Annotated in this window: 15 protein-coding genes; 4 read left to right on the top strand and 11 right to left on the bottom strand. The window is 66.7% G+C overall.

Annotation, left to right across the window (positions count from 1 at the left end; genetic code table 11):
• Nucleotides 1-10: 10 nt before the first annotated feature.
• The 3 genes from urtC to urtA all read right to left on the bottom strand — a co-directional run bounded on the left by urtC (nt 11) and on the right by urtA (nt 3505).
• On the bottom strand, nt 11-1186 hold the full coding sequence (gene urtC, locus AAC979_RS11115) for an urea ABC transporter permease subunit UrtC (RefSeq protein WP_371346885.1): 1176 nt from the start codon (nt 1184-1186) through the stop codon (nt 11-13).
• Between the two features lie 10 nt (nt 1187-1196).
• Nucleotides 1197-2123: an urea ABC transporter permease subunit UrtB gene (gene urtB / locus AAC979_RS11110; protein WP_371346884.1), complete on the bottom strand. Its 927-nt coding sequence runs from the start codon at nt 2121-2123 to the stop codon at nt 1197-1199.
• A 98-nt stretch (nt 2124-2221) separates the two neighbouring features.
• The gene (gene urtA, locus AAC979_RS11105) at nt 2222-3505 is read right to left on the bottom strand and encodes an urea ABC transporter substrate-binding protein (RefSeq protein ID WP_371346883.1); all 1284 of its coding nucleotides are present in this window, start codon (nt 3503-3505) and stop codon (nt 2222-2224) included.
• A 484-nt stretch (nt 3506-3989) separates the two neighbouring features.
• Here urtA and AAC979_RS11100 point away from each other — a divergent pair, with 484 nt between their 5' ends.
• Both AAC979_RS11100 and AAC979_RS11095 read left to right on the top strand, forming a co-directional pair.
• Nucleotides 3990-7379, top strand: coding sequence for an ATP-binding protein (locus AAC979_RS11100; RefSeq protein WP_371349042.1), 3390 nt, complete (start codon nt 3990-3992; stop codon nt 7377-7379).
• Nucleotides 7369-8301, top strand: coding sequence for a response regulator (locus AAC979_RS11095; RefSeq protein WP_371346882.1), 933 nt, complete (start codon nt 7369-7371; stop codon nt 8299-8301). Before AAC979_RS11100 ends, AAC979_RS11095 begins: the two co-directional genes overlap by 11 nt.
• A 15-nt stretch (nt 8302-8316) precedes the next feature.
• On the opposite strand, the gene AAC979_RS11090 is transcribed toward AAC979_RS11095, so the two are convergent.
• Both AAC979_RS11090 and adh read right to left on the bottom strand, forming a co-directional pair.
• Nucleotides 8317-8736, bottom strand: a complete 420-nt coding sequence (locus AAC979_RS11090) for a DUF779 domain-containing protein (protein ID WP_371346881.1) — start codon at nt 8734-8736, stop codon at nt 8317-8319.
• A gap of 246 nt (nt 8737-8982) precedes the next feature.
• Entirely contained in the window at nt 8983-10500 is a 1518-nt protein-coding gene (adh, locus tag AAC979_RS11085) for an aldehyde dehydrogenase (RefSeq protein ID WP_371346880.1), read from the bottom strand.
• Nucleotides 10501-10737: 237 nt separating this feature from the next.
• On the opposite strand from adh, the gene AAC979_RS11080 reads away from it, so the two are divergent.
• Nucleotides 10738-12576 carry a sigma-54-dependent Fis family transcriptional regulator gene (locus AAC979_RS11080; protein WP_371346879.1) on the top strand — a complete coding sequence of 613 codons (1839 nt, stop codon included), beginning with the start codon at nt 10738-10740 and terminating at the stop codon, nt 12574-12576.
• A gap of 81 nt (nt 12577-12657) precedes the next feature.
• Complete coding sequence (locus AAC979_RS11075) at nt 12658-12915, top strand: hypothetical protein (protein ID WP_371346878.1); 258 nt, start codon at nt 12658-12660, stop codon at nt 12913-12915.
• Nucleotides 12916-12921: 6 nt separating this feature from the next.
• Here the strand turns inward: AAC979_RS11075 and mnhG are convergent, their stop codons facing one another.
• The 6 genes from mnhG to AAC979_RS11045 are packed head-to-tail and all read right to left on the bottom strand — an operon-like array spanning nt 12922 to nt 18985.
• Nucleotides 12922-13284: a monovalent cation/H(+) antiporter subunit G gene (mnhG, locus tag AAC979_RS11070; protein WP_371346877.1), complete on the bottom strand. Its 363-nt coding sequence runs from the start codon at nt 13282-13284 to the stop codon at nt 12922-12924.
• The gene (locus tag AAC979_RS11065; protein ID WP_371346876.1) at nt 13281-13562 is read right to left on the bottom strand and encodes a K+/H+ antiporter subunit F; all 282 of its coding nucleotides are present in this window, start codon (nt 13560-13562) and stop codon (nt 13281-13283) included. Before AAC979_RS11065 ends, mnhG begins: the two co-directional genes overlap by 4 nt.
• Nucleotides 13559-14056, bottom strand: coding sequence for a Na+/H+ antiporter subunit E (locus AAC979_RS11060; RefSeq protein WP_371346875.1), 498 nt, complete (start codon nt 14054-14056; stop codon nt 13559-13561). The genes AAC979_RS11065 and AAC979_RS11060 overlap by 4 nt, the downstream gene beginning before the upstream one ends.
• Nucleotides 14053-15729, bottom strand: coding sequence for a monovalent cation/H+ antiporter subunit D (locus tag AAC979_RS11055; RefSeq protein WP_371346874.1), 1677 nt, complete (start codon nt 15727-15729; stop codon nt 14053-14055). Before AAC979_RS11055 ends, AAC979_RS11060 begins: the two co-directional genes overlap by 4 nt.
• On the bottom strand, nt 15726-16076 hold the full coding sequence (locus tag AAC979_RS11050) for a Na+/H+ antiporter subunit C (protein WP_371346873.1): 351 nt from the start codon (nt 16074-16076) through the stop codon (nt 15726-15728). Before AAC979_RS11050 ends, AAC979_RS11055 begins: the two co-directional genes overlap by 4 nt.
• Nucleotides 16076-18985 carry a monovalent cation/H+ antiporter subunit A gene (locus AAC979_RS11045; RefSeq protein WP_371346872.1) on the bottom strand — a complete coding sequence of 970 codons (2910 nt, stop codon included), beginning with the start codon at nt 18983-18985 and terminating at the stop codon, nt 16076-16078. The genes AAC979_RS11050 and AAC979_RS11045 overlap by 1 nt, the downstream gene beginning before the upstream one ends.
• Nucleotides 18986-19014 lie beyond the last annotated feature (29 nt).

Raw genomic sequence — 19014 nt, 5'->3', positions numbered from 1 at the left:
GCTCCGGCTCCTATTCAGCGGCGGCGGGGGCGGCGGTGCCGGGCGACGGGGCGGCCGGCGGCGTCGCGGCGGGCGGGGTTGTCCGCCGGCCGGCGGTGCCACCGAACAGCGGCCCGAGGCGCGGGGCGATGTAGCTCTGCCAGAGGCCGGCAATGCCGTTCGGGAAGATCAGCACCACGGCGATGAACAGGCCGCCGAGGCCGAACAGCCACAGTTCCGGGAAGCTCTCGGAGAAGGAGGTCTTTGCCCAGTTGACCAGCAGCGTGCCGTAAATGGCGCCGAGGATGGACAGGCGCCCGCCGACCGCGGCGTAGATGACCATCTCGATCGACGGCACGATGCCGACGAAGGAGGGCGACATGAAGCCGACCTGCAGCGTGAACATCGCTCCGCCAATGGCCGACAGCGAGGCGGCGAGGCAGAAGACGAACACCTTGAAATTGGCGACATCATAGCCGGAGAAGCGCACCCGGTCCTCCTTGTCGCGCATGGCGACGAGGATGCGGCCGAGCTTGGACGACTTCACGAAATAGGCGATCAGGATGCAGGCAAGGAGCAGCCCGACGCAGACGAAGTAAAGCACGGTCTTGGCGCTGTCGGTGCGGATGTCCCAGCCGTTCAGCGTGCGCAGATCGGTGATGCCGTTGATGCCGCCCGTATAGCCCTGCTGGCCGATGATCAGGATGGTCATGATCGCGGCGAGCGCCTGGGTGATGATGGCGAAATACACGCCGCCCACCCGCCGCTTGAACATGGCGAAGCCGACGATGAAGGCGAACAGCGCCGGCACCAGCACCACGGCGAGCATGGTGAAGCCGAGATTGTGGAACGGCTCCCAGAACCAGGGCAGCGAGGTGATCTGGTTCCAGTCCATGAAGTCGGGAATGCCCGGCGTCGTCTGGATCTTGGTGTTCTCCACGCTGGAGGCTTCCAGCTTGAGGAACATCGCCATGCAGTAGCCGCCAAGGCCGAAGAACACGCCCTGGCCGAGCGAGAGAATGCCGGCATAGCCCCAGCAGAGCACCAGGCCGAGCGCGACGAAGGCATAGGTGAGGTACTTGCCGACGAATTGCAGGCGGAAATTGTCCAGCGCCAGCGGCAGGACGACGATGAGGAGGATGGCGAGGAGCGCGATCCCGATCAGATCCTGCGGGCGCAGGAAGAAGGTGCGGTCGGACGTTTTCATGGGCGCCTCCTCAGCGACGGACCTTGATGACGAACAGGCCCTGCGGCCGCAGCATCAGGATGATGACCACGCCGAGCAGCGTGAGGACCTTGGCCATCGAGCCGGAGAGGAAGAACTCCAGGGTCGACTGGGCCTGGGAGATGGTGAAGGCGGAGGCGATGGTGCCGAGCAGGCTCTGCGCGCCGCCGAAGACGACCACCAGGAAGGTGTCGACGATGTAGAGCTGGCCGGAGGTCGGGCCGGTCGAGCCGATCATGGTGAAGGCCGAGCCGGCGACGCCGGCGATGCCGCAGCCGAGGCCGAAGGTGTAGCGGTCGACCTTCTCGGTATCTATGCCCACGGCGCCGGCCATGACGCGGTTCTGCACCACGGCCCGGACCTGCTTGCCCCAGCTCGATTTGTACATCAGCAGCGCCACGGCGACGGTGATGGCGATGGTGAGACCCATGACGAACAGGCCGTTGATCTGCACCTCGATCGTGTCGGTAAGCGGAAGCGAGCCCATCATCCAGCTTGGCAGCTCAACGCCGACCTCGCGCGGACCGAACACGGAACGGTAAAGCTGCTGCAGGATGAGGCTGAGCCCCCAGGTGGCGAGCAGCGTGTCCAGCGGGCGCTTGTAGAGCCGGCGGATCATCAGCCATTCCACCGCCATGCCGAGCGCGCCGGCGGCGAAGAAGGCGAGTATCATTGCCAGGAAAAAGTAGGCGCCGAACAGGCCCGGCAAATAATTCAGGAAGAACTGTGAGGTGAAATAGGTGACATAGGCGCCGAGGATCATGAACTCGCCATGCGCCATGTTGATGACGCCCATCTGGCCGAAGATGATGGCTAGGCCAAGGGCCATGAGAACGAAAACCGAGAACAGGATGAGGCCGGCGAAGCCCTGCATCACGAAAATCGAGCCGAGCTCGGCCAGCGAATAGTCAGCGAACATTCAAGGTTCTCCCGGCGGGCGCGCGCGCGCGCTCTGAGCGTCAACGGCGAAGAACCCCGGAGAGGGCGGCGCCCTCTCCGGGTGGGAGCGTCAGCCGATCACTGGTAGCCCTTGGGGAACGGATCGGGCTCGATCAGGTCCGGGGTCTCGAACACCACCTTGAACTGGCCGTCAGGCTGGGCGAGGCCGACGCGGGTCTTCGACCACAGGTGATGGTTCGGGTGGATCTTCACATAGCCTTCCGGCGCCTTGGTGAACTCGATGCCGGGCGATGCGGCGGCGACCTTGTCGACGTCGAAGGAGCCGGCCTTCTCGACGGTGAACTTCCACAGCCACGGACCGAGATAGGCAGCCTGGGTGACGTCGCCGATCACGGTCTTCTCGCCCCACATCTTCTTGAAGGCGGCGACGAAGTCCTTGTTGTTCGGATTGTCGAGCGACTGGAAATACTTCATGCAGCTATAGGCGCCGGCGAAGTTCTCGCCGCCGATGCCGTCGATCTCGTCCTCGGTGACGGAGATGGTCAGCAGGGTCTGCTTGTTGAGGTCGATGCCCGCGGCCTTGAGCTGCTTGTAGAAGGCGACGTTGGAGCCGCCGACGACGGCGGCGTAGATCACGTCCGGCTTCTTCAGCTTGATCTTGTTGATGACCGAGTTGAACTGGGTGTGGCCGAGCGGGAAATACTCCTCGCCGACGACGGAGGAGTCCTTGAGATGCCCTTCGATGTGCTTGCGGGCGATCTTCATCGAGGTGCGCGGCCAGATATAGTCCGAGCCGATGAGGTAGAAGGTCTTGCCGCCCTTGGTGTTCTGCACCCAGTCGAGACCGGCGAGGATCTGCTGCGTGGCTTCCTGGCCGGTATAGATGACATTCTTCGACTGCTCCAGACCTTCATAGAAGGTCGGGTAGTAGAGCATGCCGTTATACTGCTCGACCACCGGCAGCACCGCCTTGCGCGAGGCGGAGGTCCAGCAGCCCATGATGGCCGCCACCTTGTCGTTGACCAGCAGCTTCTTCGCCTTCTCGGCGAAGGTCGGCCAGTCGGAGGCGCCGTCTTCCTGGATGAACTTGATCTTGCGGCCGAGCACGCCGCCCATGGCGTTGATCTGCTCGATGGCGAGCTTTTCCGCCTGCACCGAGCCGGTCTCGGAGATGGCCATCGTGCCGGTGACCGAATGCAGGATGCCGACGGTGACTTCCGTGTCGGTCACCGCGAGGCCGGTCGTGTTCACCGCCGCTGTGGCGGGGGCCTGCGCGGCGGCGGGGGTGGAAAAAAGGCCAGTAGAAGCAAGAACAGGGACGGCTGGAAGCGCAGCAATGCCCATCAGGAGCTTGCGGCGCGTCGCCGAAAACGTGTTCGACGGCTCATTCTTCGAAGACATACGGTTCCCCTCCACGGGTTTGACGTGGCCTCAACAAGCTTCTCATCTGCTTGCATTGGGTGGATCGTGGTCGCCGATGTCGCGATGCAGCAATACGTCGATTGACGTATAGGGGAACCGCCGCCGCTGCCGCACAGTGGGTGAAACAGTGGGGTTGTGTGCCGGTGTGCTGAATAGCCGGCGGTGCACAAAATAAAGAGTCGCGCGCGCGCGATAAATCGGGAAACATTGCGAAATAAACGGTTGGAAATGGCGCTTATTTAGTGAGCGATACGTGACTAAAGCGCGTGCGTGCGGTGCTATTATGCCGTCAGCCCCGACAATCTAGCCGTTTCTTGGGGGATGGCGTAAGTGGAATGATTTATGCCTGTCCAACGCGACGGGGTCGGCCGAACGGGGTCGATGCGGTGCAACAAACACGACAAGCCCGGGGGAGGGCGAGCACGAAAGCATGTCTGGCGTTGGGACGGCGAGGCAGAACCCCATGGCGGCGGAGCAGAAGATCGTTCGCGTTCGGCGCCGCTACAATCAGTGGGTCGTCAATGAGACGCTGGAGGATTATGCACTGCGCTTCACGGCCAAGAGCGCGCGCCGCTGGTCGGCGCTGCGGGTGGCCAATACCGCGCTGGGCGCCGTCTCCTTCCTGGCTCTCGAGGCGATCGGCGGGGCGATTACCCTGGCGTATGGCTTTCCCAATGCGGTGGCGGCGATCCTGGTCGTCTGTGTCGTCATCTTCGCCGCCGGCCTGCCGATCAGCTACTACGCCGCCAAGTTCGGGGTGGATATCGACCTGCTCACGCGCGGCGCCGGCTTCGGCTATATCGGCTCGACGCTCACCTCGCTGATCTACGCCTCCTTCACCTATCTGTTCTTCGCCATCGAAGCGGCGATCATGGCGCTGGCGCTGGAAATGTGCTTCGGCGTGCCGCTGATGGTCGGCTATTTCATCAGCGCGCTGGTGGTGATCCCGCTGGTGACGCACGGCATCACCTTCATCAGCCGGTTCCAGCTCTGGACCCAGCCGGTGTGGCTGGCGCTGAACCTCATCCCCTTCGCTTTCATCCTCGCGCTGCATGAGGATCCCTTCGCCGGCTGGACCGCCTATACCGGCCGCTTCGGCAATCCCGATGGTTCTTTCGATCTCGTGCTGTTCGGCACCGCGACGACGGTGGTGTTCGCGCTGGTGGCGCAGATCGGCGAGCAGGTGGATTTCCTGCGCTTCCTGCCGCGCCGGGCCCCCGGCCGCACCGAGGCGCGGCGCAACATGCTGTGGTGGGTGGCGCTGCTCAGCGCGGGGCCGGGCTGGATCGTTCCCGGCGGCATCAAGATGCTGGCCGGCTCCTTCCTCGCCTATTTCGCGCTGACCCAGGGCATTCCGTTCCTGCACGCGGCCGAGCCGACCCAGATGTATCTGGTGGCGTTCAAGACCGTGTTCTCGCCGGAGGTGGCGCTGGCCTTCACCGGCGTGTTCGTCATCCTTGCCCAGCTCAAGATCAATGTGACGAACTCCTATGCCGGCTCGATCGCCTGGTCGAACTTCTTCTCCCGGCTCACCCACAGCCACCCCGGCCGGGTGGTGTGGCTGGTGTTCAACGTCACCATCGCGCTGATGCTGATGGCGCTCGGCATCTACAAGGTGCTGGAGCAGATCCTCGGCCTCTACGCCATTGTCGCCGTGGCCTGGGTGGCGGCGCTTGTCGCCGATCTCGTGGTCAACAAGCCGATGGGCTGGAGCCCGCCGGGCATCGAGTTCAAGCGGGCGCATCTCTACGACATCAACCCGGTCGGCGTCGGCGCGCTGCTGGCGGGCACGCTGGTGGGGGTCATCGCCTTCGCCGGCTTCCTCGGCCCGGCGGTGAAAGCCTTCGCGCCGTTCCTCGCGCTGGTGGTGTCCTTCGTCACCGCCGCCGGCATCGCCTATGCCACGGGCGGGCGCTACTACATCGCGCGGCGGACGGCGAAGAACTGGGAGGCGCGCCACACGCTGAAATGCTGCATCTGTGAGCACAAATTCGAGCCGGAGGACATGGCGCACTGCCCCGTCTACGCCGGGCCGATCTGCTCGCTGTGCTGCTCGCTCGACGCGCGCTGCAACGATCGCTGCAAGGAGGATGCGCGCTTTCCCGACCAGATTCTGGCGGCGTTGCGGGCGACGCTGCCTGGCTGGATGGTGGCGCAGCTCAATTCCCGCCTCGGCCACTATATCGGGGTGATGGCGCTGCTGGCGACCGTCATCGGCGGCATATTGGGGGTGATCTATTTCCAGTCGACCTTCGCCCCGCCGGACCAGGCGGAGACGGTCGGCAATGTGCTGTTCACGCTCTATTTCATCCTGCTGATCATCGCCGGTGTCGCCGCCTGGCTGTTCGTGCTGGCGCAGGAGAGCCGGCGGGTGGCGCAGGAGGAAAGCAACCGGCAGACCGCGCTGCTGATGCGCGAGATCGAGGCGCATAAGCGCACCGATGCCAAGCTGCAAAAGGCCAAGGAGGCCGCCGAGGCCGCCAACCTCGCCAAGAGCCGCTATGTCGTCGGCATCAGCCATGAATTGCGCACGCCGCTCAACGCCATTCTCGGCTATGCGCAACTGCTCGAACGCGACACCGCCATTCCCCCTCACCGGCGTGATGCGATCCGCGTCGTGCGCCGCTCGGCCGAGCACCTCTCCGGCCTGATCGACGGGCTGCTGGATATCTCCAAGATCGAGGCCGGCCGGCTGCATCTCACCCGCGACGAGGTGCGGATCGGCGAGTTTCTCGATCAGCTCGTCGACATGTTCCGGCTGCAGGCCACCGCCAAGGGGATCGACTTCGTCTATGTCCGCCCCGAGCGGCTGCCGGCCGTCGTGTTCACCGACGAGAAGCGGCTGCGGCAGATCCTCATCAACCTCTTGTCCAACGCCATCAAGTTCACCGACCGCGGCCGTGTGGCGCTGCGCATCGCCTATCGCAACCAGGTGGCGGAATTCGAGGTCGAGGACAGCGGCATCGGCATTCCCGCCGCCGACCACAAGCGCATCTTCGAGCCATTCGAGCGCGGGGAGCGGGCAGGCACTTATTCCACCGCCGGTATCGGCCTCGGTCTCACCATCACCAAGCTGCTCACCGAGATCATGGGCGGGGAGATTTCGCTGACATCGGCGCCCGGGGAGGGCAGCGTCTTCCGTGTCAAGATGATGCTGTCGGAGGTGACCAACCCCTCGCGCCTCGGCCCGATCCAGCACCGCCATATCGCCGGCTATACCGGCCCGCGCCGCACCGTGCTGGTGGCCGATGACGATGTCGCCCATCGCGATCTCATGCACGAATTGCTGGTGCCGCTCGGCTTCACCGTGCTCGCCGCCGCCGATGGGGTGCAGGCGCTCGACATGGTGCGCGAATGGGAGCCGGACCTGCTGCTGCTCGACATTTCCATGCCGGGCCTCAATGGCTGGGAGGTGGTGCGCCAGCTTCGCGACGAAGGATTCGGCCGGCTGCGCATCATCATGATCTCCGCCAATGCCGGGGAAATCCACGGCGACGGCCTCGCCCAGCATGACGACCATCTGGTCAAGCCCGTGCATCTGCGCACGCTGCTGGAGAAGATGGCGGCGCTGCTCGACCTCGACTGGGTGGGTGATGGCGAACTCGCCGCGCTCGCCGCCGGGGAAACCGCCGGCGCGGGCGAACTTTGGGCGCCGGCGGGCGTACATCTCGACGATCTCATGAAGCTCGGCGAGATCGGCTATGTGCGCGGCATTCAGGCGAAGCTGCGGGAAATCGAGGCAGCGTCACCTGACAGCAAGGCCTTCGTCGCCCATATGCGTGACCTCATGGAAACCTTTGATCTCAAGCAATATATGTCGGTCCTGGAGGCGATGCGCGCCAATGATGCCTAGCGTGGAGCGCCGCGACATCGTCCTCGTGGTGGATGATTCGCCCGAGACCCTCAGCCTGCTCACCGACGCGCTGGAGGCGGCGGGGACGACCGTGCTGGTCGCCACCGAGGGCGCCAACGCGCTCGCGCTGGTCGAGCGGATCACCCCCGATGTGATCCTGATGGACGCCGTCATGCCGGGGATGGATGGGTTTGAGACGTGCCGGCAGCTCAAGCGCAACACCTCCGCGGCGCATGTGCCCGTCATCTTCATGACCGGCCTGTCGGAAACCGAGCAGATCGTGAAGGGGCTCGAGGCCGGTGGGGTGGATTATGTGACCAAACCGATCGCCCCGGACGAACTGATCGCCCGCATCCGCGTGCATCTCGCCAATGCCCGCCAGACCCACAGCGCCCGCGCCGCGCTCGATGCCGCCGGGCGCTATCTGCTCTCCGCCAACCGCGCCGGCCGGGTGCTGTGGTCGACCCCGCAGGCCACCGCGCTGCTGGCCGCGCTGAACCCGGCGCTGCCCGGCGATAGCTACATCCTGCCTGAGCCGGTGCGGCGCTGGCTGGAGGTGCGACGCGGCGACGGGGCGGGCGGCGAGGCGGAGGCGGTGGAGGTGTCGGTCGAGGGATCGCCGCGCCGACTGAAGCTGTCCTATGTCGGGCAGATCGGGCCGGAGGAATTGCTGCTGCGCATCGTCGAGGATTCCGGCATCCCGCCGGAGCAGGTGCTCAAGGCCAAGCTGAACCTCACCTTGCGCGAGGCCGAGGTGCTGGTATGGCTGGCGCGCGGCAAGGCGAACCGCGATATCGGCGAAATCCTCGGCCTGTCCCCGCGCACGGTGAACAAGCATCTCGAGCAGATCTACGCCAAGATCGGCGTCGAGAACCGCGCGGCGGCCACGGCGCTGGCGGTGACGGCGCTGACGCCGCGCTGACCGGCCGCGGCGCGTTCAGCCATCCGCGCCATAGGCGAGCGGGGCGAGGCGGTCGAGTTCGTCGTCGTTGAACAGCCGCGAGCGGGTGAGGAAGCGCACGTCGCGCCCGTTTTCCAGGCTGAACATGCCGCCGCGCCCGGGCACCACGTCGATGATGAGCTGGGTGTGCTGCCAATATTCGAATTGCGACGGGCTCATATAGAATGGCGCGCCGCCGATCACGCCCATCCGCACGTCGCGGTCGGCCAGCATGTAGTCGCCCTGCGCGTAGCACATGGGCGAAGAGCCGTCGCAACAGCCGCCGGACTGGTGGAACAGCAGCTTGCCATGCTGGGCGGTGAGGGTGGCGATCAGCGCCAGCGCCGCCTCAGTGGCGAGCACGCGGGGGATGGTTCCGTGTTCTGTGGGGGCGGGGGCATCGGTCAGCGTGTCCATGGGAACTCCCTTCCTGTCCCTCATTGCGGGGACTTCTTATCCGGGTGAGAGGTGAGGAGCCGGGTGGGCGGGGTCAAGCCCGGAGAAGGCGTAGATTGTCCCGTAACGCTGATTTCGGGCCGTCACCGCCCGGCCATCCACGTCCTAGCGGATGGCCGAAAGGCGTGAATCCCCGGGCCAGGCCCGGGGATGACGGTTCGTCGGGGGGGCGGCGCCTGCCAGAGGGACAGGCGACCGCGCCGCGCCTCAGAAGAAGCCGAGCTTCTTCGGCGAGTAGCTCACCAGCATGTTCTTGGTCTGCTGGTAGTGATCGAGCATCATCTTGTGGTTCTCACGGCCGATGCCCGACTGCTTGTAGCCACCGAACGCCGCATGGGCGGGGTAGGCATGGTAGCAGTTGGTCCACACGCGGCCGGCCTCGATGGCGCGGCCGAAGCGGTAGGCGCGGTTGCCGTCGCGGGTCCACACGCCGGCGCCGAGGCCGTACAGCGTGTCATTGGCGACGGAGAGCGCTTCCGCCTCGTCCTTGAAGGTGGTCACAGAGACGACCGGGCCGAAGATCTCCTCCTGGAAGATCCGCATCTTGTTGTGGCCCTTGAACACGGTCGGCTTGACATAGAAGCCGCCGGCAAGGTCGCCGCCGAGATTGTTGCGCTCGCCACCGGTGAGCACCTCGGCACCTTCCTGCTTGCCAATGTCGATATAGGACAGGATCTTCTCAAGCTGCTCGGAAGAGGCCTGGGCGCCGATCATGGTCGCCGGGTCGAGCGGCGAGCCCTGCACGATGGCCTCCACCCGCTTCAGCGCCTTCTCCATGAAGCGGTCATAGATGCTTTCCTGGATCAGCGCACGGCTCGGGCAGGTGCAGACCTCGCCCTGGTTGAGCGCGAACATGACGAAGCCTTCGATCGCCTTGTCGAAGAAGTCGTCATCTTCCGCCGCCACGTCGTTGAAGAAGATGTTCGGCGACTTGCCGCCCAGTTCCAGCGTGACCGGGATGAGGTTCTGGCTGGCATACTGCATGATCAGCCGGCCCGTCGTCGTCTCGCCGGTGAAGGCGATCTTGGCGATGCGGTTCGAGCTGGCGAGCGGCTTGCCGGCTTCCAGGCCGAAGCCGTTGACCACGTTGAGCACGCCCGGAGGCAGCAGGTCGGCGATCAGCTCGACCAGCACCATGATGCTGGACGGGGTCTGCTCGGCGGGCTTCAGCACCACGCAGTTACCGGCCGCCAGCGCGGGAGCCAGCTTCCATACCGCCATCAGGATGGGGAAGTTCCACGGGATGATCTGGCCGACCACGCCGAGCGGCTCGTGGAAGTGATAGGCGATGGTGTCGTGATCGATCTCGCTGATGCCGCCTTCCTGCGCGCGCACCGCGCCGGCGAAATAGCGGAAATGGTCGATGGCGAGCGGAATGTCGGCGGCCGTCGTCTCGCGGATCGGCTTGCCGTTGTCCCAGGTCTCGGCCAGCGCGAGGAGGTCGAGATTCTCCTCCATGCGGTCGGCGATCTTGTTGAGGATCAGCGCCCGTTCGGCGGCCGAGGTCTTGCCCCAGGCGGCCTTGGCGGCATGGGCGGCGTCGAGCGCCTTGTCGATGTCGGCGGCTTCCGAGCGCGCGACTTCGCAGATCTTGCCGCCGGTAACGGGCGAGGTGTTGTCGAAATAGCGGCCGGACACCGGCTCGACGAACTGGCCGCCGATGAAGTTGCCGTAACGGGCCTTGAAGGGGGACTGCTTGGTGATGGCGAGTTCTGGTTTGTTCATTGGATCCTCCCAATAGGGACACTCAAGACTGCAGCCCGCGTGCCATCCGCTCTGTGCGGCGCACAAAATCGTTATTGCGGCACGGGAAAATATTGAAATCGCTCGCATCGTTCCTCTACTCGCGACGGCGTGAGGATTCTACCGATGGACGCGGGCGGAAAACTTGCTAGAAACTGTCGGAAAGAACAACAAGACCTGCGACATGTGTGGCATTTTGCAACACTCCGGGAGGATCGCATGCGCCAAGAGGTCTCGCCGCGCGCCGTTCTGGCCGCGCGCAAGCAGTTCTTCCAGCAGGGTCTGCATGACCGGCCGCTGGCGGCGCTGGTGCCCGAGCCGATCCTGCGCTCGTGGAAGCGCTGCGCCGAGAGGGGGCTGGACAATGCCGCCCTGCCGCGCCTCGAACCGCTGACCGCGCCCGAGCTCCAGGCCATAGCCGAGCGGCATGAGCGGCTGCGCCGGTTGTGCCGGCCGGAGGTTGAAAGCCTCTACGCCGACGCGATGCAGACCGGCTGCGTGGTCATTCTCACCGATGCGGAGGGGATGATCCTCGATGCGCTCGGCCATGCCGATTTCGCCGCCCGCGCGGCGCAGGTGGCGCTGCGGCCGGGCGTGCTGTGGGGCGAAAGCTCCACCGGCACCAATGCGGTGGGCACCGCGCTGGTGGAAGGCCGGCCGATCGCCGTGCATGGCGGCGAGCATTATTACGACCCGCACGCCATTCTGAGCTGCTCGGCGGCGCCGATCCTCGACCCCTATGGCCACACGGTCGGTGCGCTCGACATGTCCGGCCCGGCGGCGGTGGATCATCGCCACGCGCTGGGTCTGGTGCGGCTGGCGGTGGAGCAGATCGAGCACCGTTTCTTCGATGAGGGCTTTTCCGGGCGCCGCATTCTGCGCCTGCAGGCCGACCGGGCGCTGCTGGGCACGCCGCGCGAGGGCGTGCTGGTGTTCGAGGACGACCGGCTGGTCGCGGCCAACCGCGCCGGGCTCGGCCTGGTCGGCGCCGACTGGTCGGCGCTGGGGGAAAAGCGTGCGGAGGAACTGCTGGAGAAGCTGCCGGACTCGGATGGCGACACGCAGGCGCTGCGCCAGCGCGGCGGACGAACCCTGTTCGGCCGGTTCGAGGGCGCCAGCGCCCGGCCCCGGCCGGCGGCGCGGCCGCGCCCGCCGCGCGAGGAGGGGCCGCTGCTCGGCGCCGAGGAGCGGGCAGCGCTGGCGCGGGCGGTGCGCATGGTCGGCGCCGACGTGCCGGTGCTGATCCGCGGCGAGACCGGCACCGGCAAGGAAGTGGCGGCGCGCGAGATTCACCGGCTCAGCGCGCGGGCGGACGGGCCCTTCGTGGCGGTGAATTGCGCCGCGATACCGGAGACGCTGATCGAATCCGAACTGTTCGGCTATGAGGATGGCGCCTTCACCGGCGCCCGCCGGCAGGGCCGGCGCGGCCTGCTGCGCGAGGCCGATGGTGGCGTGCTGTTTCTGGACGAGATCGGCGACATGCCGCTGGCGCTGCAGTCGCGCCTGCTGCGGGTGCTGCAGGAGCGCGAGGTCGCCCCGCTCGGCGGCGGACGGCCGGTGAAGATCGACGTGGCGCTGCTCTGCGCCACGCATCGCGATCTGCGCCTGCTGGTGGAGGCCGGCAGCTTCCGCCAGGACCTGTATTTCCGCATCGCTCATTACACGGTCGAACTGCCGCCGCTGCGCCGCCTGCCGGACCGGGCGGGGATCGTCCGCGCGCTGTGGGCGCGGCTGGTGGCGGATGAGCGGCTGACGCTGTCGCCGGCCTGCGCGGCGCGGCTCGCCGCCTATGACTGGCCGGGCAATTTCCGCCAGCTCGCCGGCACGCTGCGGGCGCTGGGCGCGCTGGCTGATCCGTTCCGCCCGGTGGGCGAGGACATGCTGCCGCCGGAGATTCTAGCCGCCCCCGCCGCGCCGGCGCCTTCCGGCACGCTCGACGCGCTCACCGTGGAGGCGATGCGGCAGGCGGTGGAGGCGTGCGGCGGCAATGTCTCGCAGGCGGCGCGCCGGCTCGGCGTCAACCGCTCGACGCTCTACCGCCGGCTGTTCCACGCCTGAGCCGGTGTTCCGTGGGGGAGTGGAGGGAACCGCCGGCGGTCCCGCTTGTTGCCTCTGGCAACACTCATGGAGGCTCAACCGATGGTGCGCGATCCCCGTATGCTCGACCAGAATCCCGTCGTCGTCGACCCCGCTAATGTCGACGCCGTGCTCGATGACCGCACCACGGCGGTCTCGAACCCGCTGACCCCGCCGCTGGACGAAGTCGACAACGACAATGCGCCGGTCGATGGCGAGCCCGCCCGGCGCGACGGCGGGCGCTTCGCGCCGGATACGCTGAACACGGTCGACGGCTCTCTCGACGGCACGCCGAAGAAGCCGGACGATTCCCGCCGCTGAGGCCATCTAAAGCTCGGTCGGCGCCGGGTCGTCCTTGGGCGCGGCGTCGCTGCCTTCCACGCGGTCGCGATAGAGCGAGGCGCTGGCGAGCAGCATCAGCGTCACCGGGGTGGTGATGGTGACGAACAGGCCGATCAGCACCTCATGGATCAGCAGCCGGTCCTGCAGTACCGAGAAGCAGATCATCGAGCCGATGAGCATCGAGCCGGTGCCGAGCGTCGCCCCCAGCGAGGGCGCGTGCAGGCGGGCGTAGAAATCCGGCAGGCGCCACAGGCCGATCGAGCCGATCAGCGTCACCAGCGCGCCGGCGACGACGAAGAACGAGACGAGGATCGCCGCCCAGAGCGGCAAATCGGGCGCGGCATTCATTCGATCACCTCGCCGCGCATGAGGAATTTCGCCAGCGCCACCGTGCCGACGAAGCCGAGCAGGCCGATGATCAGCGCCGCTTCGAAATAGAGCGTTGTTCCGGAGCGGATGCCGAGCGTGACCAGCAGCAGCATGGCGTTCACATAGAAGGTGTCGAGGCCGATGATGCGGTCCTGCGCGCGCGGGCCGCGAATGAAGCGCAGCGCGGCGCAGGCCATGGCGAGGGTCAGCAGCACCTGCGCCAGCGTGATCGACCAGCCGAGGATGGCGACGCTCATTCGAAGATCTCCCTCAGCAGCCCCTCATAGCGCCCCTTGATGGTGCGCACCCACTCCTTGTCGTCGACGAGATCGAGAACGTGCAGCAGCAGCAGCCCGGTGGCGGGATCATAGCGCACCCATTGCGTGCCGGGTGTGCAGGTGAGCACGATGGCGAGGATGGCGAGGCCATAGGGGCTTTTCAGATCCAGCTTCAGGCACATGAAGCCGGCATGGGTGCGCCGGTCCTCACTGCCGAGGATGATGCTGCCGACCGCCAGATTGGAGCGGAACACATCCACGAACACCCGCCCCGCCAGCCGCGCGGCAGCGGCCGGGCGGCGCAGCCGGGCGGGGGGCGGATCGAGCGCCGTCATCGCCCAGCAGCCGCCAAACGCCACCGCCGCGCCGAGCAGAAGCTGGCCGGGCGACAGGCTCTGCGTCATCAGGAGCCACATGACGAGCAGGGCGAGGAACAGCAGCGGGTAGGGGATGACGCGCCGGACCCTGCTCATGGCGTGCCTCCGGTCGCGTCCGTGCCCGCCGGCCCGTGCCCGCTGGAGCGCTGGTCGCTGGTGCTGTGGCCAGCCGGCTGGCTGCCGAGCACGTCACGGGCATATTCGCTCGGCCAGTAGAGGATCTGTGCGGTGGCCTCCATGTAGCGCATGGTCGGCCCGCCGGCGACGGTCATCACCGCGCAGAGCAGCAGCAGGGCGCCGACCGGAATGGCCTCGATGGCGCGCACGCGCGGAATGTCGGTCTCCGCCGGCACCCACAGGGTGCGGATGCCGTTGCGGGTCATGGCGATGAGCGTTGCGAGCCCCGAGAGCATCAGCAGCGCGACGAACAGCCAGTGATCGAACGGGATGTCGCCCGCCTCGTTCAGCAGCGCGGAGAGCATGGCGAACTTGCCGATGAAGCCGGAAAGCGGCGGCAGGCCCGCCAGCACGGCGGTGCAGGCGACGAAGCCGCCCCCGAGCACGGCGATGGTGGCGGGAATGGCGACGCCCACCTCCTCGTCCTCGTCCTCGATATCTTCTTCCGGATCACCGAAGATTTCCAGCGTCACCGCCAGCACGTCGGCACCCGCCGCCTGGCCGCGCTCGATCAACTCGACCAGCAGGAAATAGGCGCTGATCGCCAGGGTGGAGGCGACGAGATAATAGAGCGCGCCTGATATCACCGCGCTGTTGCCGGTGCCGATGGCGGCGAGCAGCGTGCCGGAGGAGATGAGCACGGCATAGCCGCCGAGCCGCTGCATGGATTGCGAGGCGAGCACGCCGATGCCGCCGAACAGCAGCGTCGCCATGCCGCCATAATAGAGCCAGACGGCGCCGAAATCCTCCGAGGCGCCGGCCTCGTCGCCGAAGCACAGCAGGAACAGGCGCAGGATCACATAGATGCCGACCTTGGTCATGATGGCGAACATGGCCGCGACCGGCGCGCACGCGGCGGCATAGGTGGTCGGCAGCCAGAAGCTGAGCGGCCACATGCCGGCTTTGACAAGGAAGGCAATGCCGAGCACAGCCGCGCCCGCCTCCATGAGGGTGCGCGACTCCGGCGGCAGGGTCGGCACGATCCGGCTGAGATCGGCCATGTTGAGGGTGCCGGTCACGCCATAGATCACCGCGACGCCGATGAGAAAGAGCGAGGAGGCGACGAGGTTGATCGGGATATAGTGCAGCCCCGCCCGCACCCGCGCCGTGCCCGAGCCATGCAGCACCAGCCCATAGGAGGCGGCGAGCAGGATTTCGAAGAACACGAAAAGATTGAACAGGTCGCCGGTGAGAAAGGCGCCGTTGAGCCCGGCCAGCAGCAGCAGGAACAGGGTGTGGAAGCGCGGCCCCGCCGTGTGCCAGCGGGCGAGGGCGAAGAGCAGGGTGGTGCAGCCGAGCACGGCGGTCATCAGCAGCATCAGCGCGGCGAGGCGGTCCACCACCAGCACGATGCCGAAAGGCGGCGGCCAGTTGCCGAGCGGATAGACGATCAGCGTCGACCAGCGCTCGCCATTGGGTGCGCCCACCATCGCCACCAGTGTCACCGCGATGGCGAGCAGTGCCAGCACCGTCGCCAGGCTGAGCGCCATCTTCAGCCGCCGCCGCCGCTCGTCGAACAGCAGCATGAAGGCGCCGACCGCCAGCGGCAGCATGATGGGCAGGATGGCGAGATGGTCGAGGGCGGGGGTCATCGTTCCGGCTCCCGCCCGTCGACATGGTCGGTGCCGGTGCGCCCGCGCGCGGCGAGCAGCACGACCAGGAACAGCGCCGTCATGGCGAAGCCGATGACGATGGCGGTGAGCACCAGCGCCTGCGGGATCGGATCGGCGATCTTCGCAGGATCACCGACGCCGCCGGGCGCGAGAATCGGCGGCGCATCGGCGCGCAGCCCCCCGCTGGCCATGGCGAAGATGAACAGGTTCACCGCATAGGAGAGCAGCGACAGGCCGATGATGACCTGATAGGTGCGCGGGCGCAGCAGCAGCCACACGCCGGACGCGGTGAAGATGCCGATGCCGATGGCGAGAACGATCTCCATTACTCGCCCCCCTCGCTGGCCTGTGCCGCGCGCGAACTGCGCAGCGACTGATGGGCGAGGGCGATGAGGATCAGCACGGTGGCGCCGACCACCAGCGCGAACACGCCGAGATCGAACAGCAGCGCCGAGGCCGCCGGCATCTTGCCGATGAGGGGCAGTTCGACATACTGGAAATGCGAGGTCAGGAAGGGGTAGCCGAACCACCAGGACCCCATGCCGGTGGCGCTGGAGGTGAGCAGGCCCATGCCCATCCAGCGCAGCGGCAGCACGCGCAGGTGATCCTCCACCCAGCGCGTGCCGCTGGCCATGTACTGCACCACGAAGGCGATGGAGAGGGTGATGCCGGCGGCAAAGCCCCCGCCCGGCAGATCGTGCCCGCGCATGAACAGGTACACCGCCATGACCGCAATGACCGGGAACAGCCAGTGCATGATCAGGCGCGGGATCAGCATGTAGTCCGCCACCGTGTCGCCGGGCGAGCGGTCGGGCGTGGCTTCATCATAGGCGTGCTGGATGCGTTGCTGCTCGGGCCGCTCGATGCTTTCCGGTGCCGGGCGGAAGCGGCGCAGCAGGGCGAAGACGGTGAGGCCGGCAAGGCACAGCACGACGATCTCGCCCATCGTGTCGAAGCCGCGGAAATCGACCAGGATGACATTGATGATGTTGGTGCCGCCGCCTTCGGAATAGGCGCGCTCGACGAAGAAGCGCGAGACGCTGCCGGTCAGCGGGCGGGTCATCAGGCAATAGGCCAGGAAGGCCATCAGCCCGCCGAGCGCGCAGGCGATGGAGAGGTCGATATAGCGGCGCAGCAGCACCTTGAGCGGGGGGCGCGTGGGATAGACATCCTCGATGCGCTTGGGCAGCCAGCGCAGGCCGAGCAGCAGCAGCACGGTGGTGACGATCTCCACCAGAAGCTGGGTGACGGCAAGGTCCGGCGCGGAGAGCCAGACAAAGGTGATGCAGGTGACGAGCCCCGCACCGCCGACCAGCACCAGAGCGGCGAAACGGTGATATTTCGCCTGATAGGCGGCACCGAGCGCGCAGGCGCCGCCGATCAGCCAGAGCAGGGCGAAGGCGGGAGGCAGGCTGGTGCCGGGCATGTCGCCGGTGCCGACCGCGCCATTGACGATGAAGGGCGCCAGTGCCGCCGCCACCGCGAGGGCGATGACGATGCGCATCTGCGGCTGCAGGCGCCGCGTGCCGAGCGTCGCCTCGCCCGCGCGCGCCCATTGCCATGAGAGCGTCGCCAGCACCTTCTCGAAGATGCGCTGGCCCTTGAACTCGCGCAGGATGGGCGGGCCCTCGATGCCGCTTTCGAGATAGCGACGCAGGCCGAGATAGAGCACAAGCCCGCCCGCCAGCGCGATGAGGCTCATCAGCAGCGGCAGGGTGAAGCCGTGCCAGAGCGCCAGGCTGTAATAGGGCGGGGTGGCATCGAGCAGGCCCTCGACCGCGGTGGCGAGGAACGGCCCGACAGTGAGCCCGGGCACGATGCCGATCAGAAGGCAGATCAGCACCAGCAGCTCGATGGGAAAGCGCATCCAGTGCGCCGGCTCATGCGGGCGGTGCGGCAGGTTGACCGGCGGCGGGCCGAAGAACACGCCGAGGATGAAGCGCAGCGAATAGGTGACGCTGAACACGCCGGCCAGCGTCGCCCAATAGGGCAGGCTGTCGTCGAGCAGCGAGCCGGTATGGTCGGCCACCGCCTCGGCGAAGAACATTTCCTTGGAAATGAAGCCGTTGAGCAGCGGCACGCCGGCCATGGCGGCGGCGGCGACCATGGCCAGCGTGGCGGTGAACGGCATGTAGCGGTAGAGCCCGCTCAGCTTGCGCAAATCGCGCGTGCCGGTTTCATGGTCGATGATGCCGGCGGCCATGAACAGCGACGCCTTGAAGATGGCGTGGTTCAGCGTGTGGAAGATCGCCGCCACCGCCGCCAGCGGGCTGCCGAGGCCGAGCAGCAGCGTGATCAGCCCGAGATGGCTGATGGTGGAATAGGCGAGCAGCCCTTTGAGATCCTGCTGGAAGATGGCGATGAAGGCGCCGAGCAGCAGCGTCACCAGCCCGGCCGGCACGACGAGATAGAACCACGCATCCGTGCCCGCCATCACCGGCCACAGCCGCATCAGCAGGAAGATGCCGGCCTTCACCATGGTGGCGGAGTGGAGATAGGCCGAGACCGGGGTCGGCGCCGCCATGGCATGCGGCAGCCAGAAATGGAACGGAAACTGCGCGCTCTTGGTGAAGGCGCCGAGCAGGATCAGCACCAGCGCCGGGACATAGAGATCGCTCTGGACGATGAGGTCGCGCGCTTCCAGCACCTGGTCGATGTCGTAGCTGCCGACAATGCGCCCGATCAGCAGCACGCCGACCAGCAGGCACAGCCCGCCCGTGCCGGTGACGGTGAGCGCCATGCGGGCGCCGTCGCGCGCGCTGGCGGTGTGGTGCCAGTAGCCGATCAGCAGGAAGGAGAACAGGCTGGTGAGTTCCCAGAAGAATACGAGCTGGATGAGGTTGCCCGACAGCACGATGCCGATCATCGAGCCCATGAAGGCGAGCAGGAAGGAGAAGAAGCGCGGCACCGGGTCTTCGCGCGACATGTAGTAGCGGGCATAGAGCACGACGAGCGCGCCGATGCCGAAGATCATCAGGGCGAACAGCCAGGCGAGGCCGTCCATCCGCAAGGTGAAATCCAGTCCCAGCATGGGCAGCCAGGACAGCCAAAACTGCACCGGTGCCCCATCGGCAACCGTGGCATAAAGCCAGCCGCTTATGCCGATCCCCGCCACCGCCACGCTGCCGGCCAGAATCGCGGCAGTGTTGCGCGCGTGGGTCGGCAGGAACCCCGCAGCGAGGCTGCCGATGAACGGCAGAAGCAGCGCGACGAGGAGGAGCGTGCCATGGGACATAGGTAGCGGGGGCCTCCCTGCGGGGCGGT

The organism is Ancylobacter sp. IITR112, assembly GCF_041415945.1.
Classification (GTDB): Bacteria; Pseudomonadota; Alphaproteobacteria; order Rhizobiales; family Xanthobacteraceae; genus Ancylobacter.
Note: the sequence above shows the minus strand (reverse complement) of the source record. Positions and strands in the feature narration are given on the sequence as shown.

What these genes read in the sequence shown, in the direction of transcription:
- AAC979_RS11055 (WP_371346874.1), bottom strand. Translation starts at nt 15,729, where the DNA reads ATGACCCCCGCCCTCGACCATCTCGCCATCCTGCCCATCATGCTGCCG.
- mnhG (WP_371346877.1), bottom strand. Translation starts at nt 13,284, where the DNA reads ATGAATGCCGCGCCCGATTTGCCGCTCTGGGCGGCGATCCTCGTCTCG.
- AAC979_RS11050 (WP_371346873.1), bottom strand. Translation starts at nt 16,076, where the DNA reads ATGGAGATCGTTCTCGCCATCGGCATCGGCATCTTCACCGCGTCCGGC.
- AAC979_RS11095 (WP_371346882.1), top strand. Translation starts at nt 7,369, where the DNA reads ATGATGCCTAGCGTGGAGCGCCGCGACATCGTCCTCGTGGTGGATGAT.
- AAC979_RS11045 (WP_371346872.1), bottom strand. Translation starts at nt 18,985, where the DNA reads ATGTCCCATGGCACGCTCCTCCTCGTCGCGCTGCTTCTGCCGTTCATC.
- adh (WP_371346880.1), bottom strand. Translation starts at nt 10,500, where the DNA reads ATGAACAAACCAGAACTCGCCATCACCAAGCAGTCCCCCTTCAAGGCC.
- urtC (WP_371346885.1), bottom strand. Translation starts at nt 1,186, where the DNA reads ATGAAAACGTCCGACCGCACCTTCTTCCTGCGCCCGCAGGATCTGATC.
- urtB (WP_371346884.1), bottom strand. Translation starts at nt 2,123, where the DNA reads ATGTTCGCTGACTATTCGCTGGCCGAGCTCGGCTCGATTTTCGTGATG.
- urtA (WP_371346883.1), bottom strand. Translation starts at nt 3,505, where the DNA reads ATGTCTTCGAAGAATGAGCCGTCGAACACGTTTTCGGCGACGCGCCGC.
- AAC979_RS11075 (WP_371346878.1), top strand. Translation starts at nt 12,658, where the DNA reads ATGGTGCGCGATCCCCGTATGCTCGACCAGAATCCCGTCGTCGTCGAC.
- AAC979_RS11090 (WP_371346881.1), bottom strand. Translation starts at nt 8,736, where the DNA reads ATGGACACGCTGACCGATGCCCCCGCCCCCACAGAACACGGAACCATC.
- AAC979_RS11060 (WP_371346875.1), bottom strand. Translation starts at nt 14,056, where the DNA reads ATGAGCAGGGTCCGGCGCGTCATCCCCTACCCGCTGCTGTTCCTCGCC.
- AAC979_RS11100 (WP_371349042.1), top strand. Translation starts at nt 3,990, where the DNA reads ATGGCGGCGGAGCAGAAGATCGTTCGCGTTCGGCGCCGCTACAATCAG.
- AAC979_RS11065 (WP_371346876.1), bottom strand. Translation starts at nt 13,562, where the DNA reads ATGAGCGTCGCCATCCTCGGCTGGTCGATCACGCTGGCGCAGGTGCTG.
- AAC979_RS11080 (WP_371346879.1), top strand. Translation starts at nt 10,738, where the DNA reads ATGCGCCAAGAGGTCTCGCCGCGCGCCGTTCTGGCCGCGCGCAAGCAG.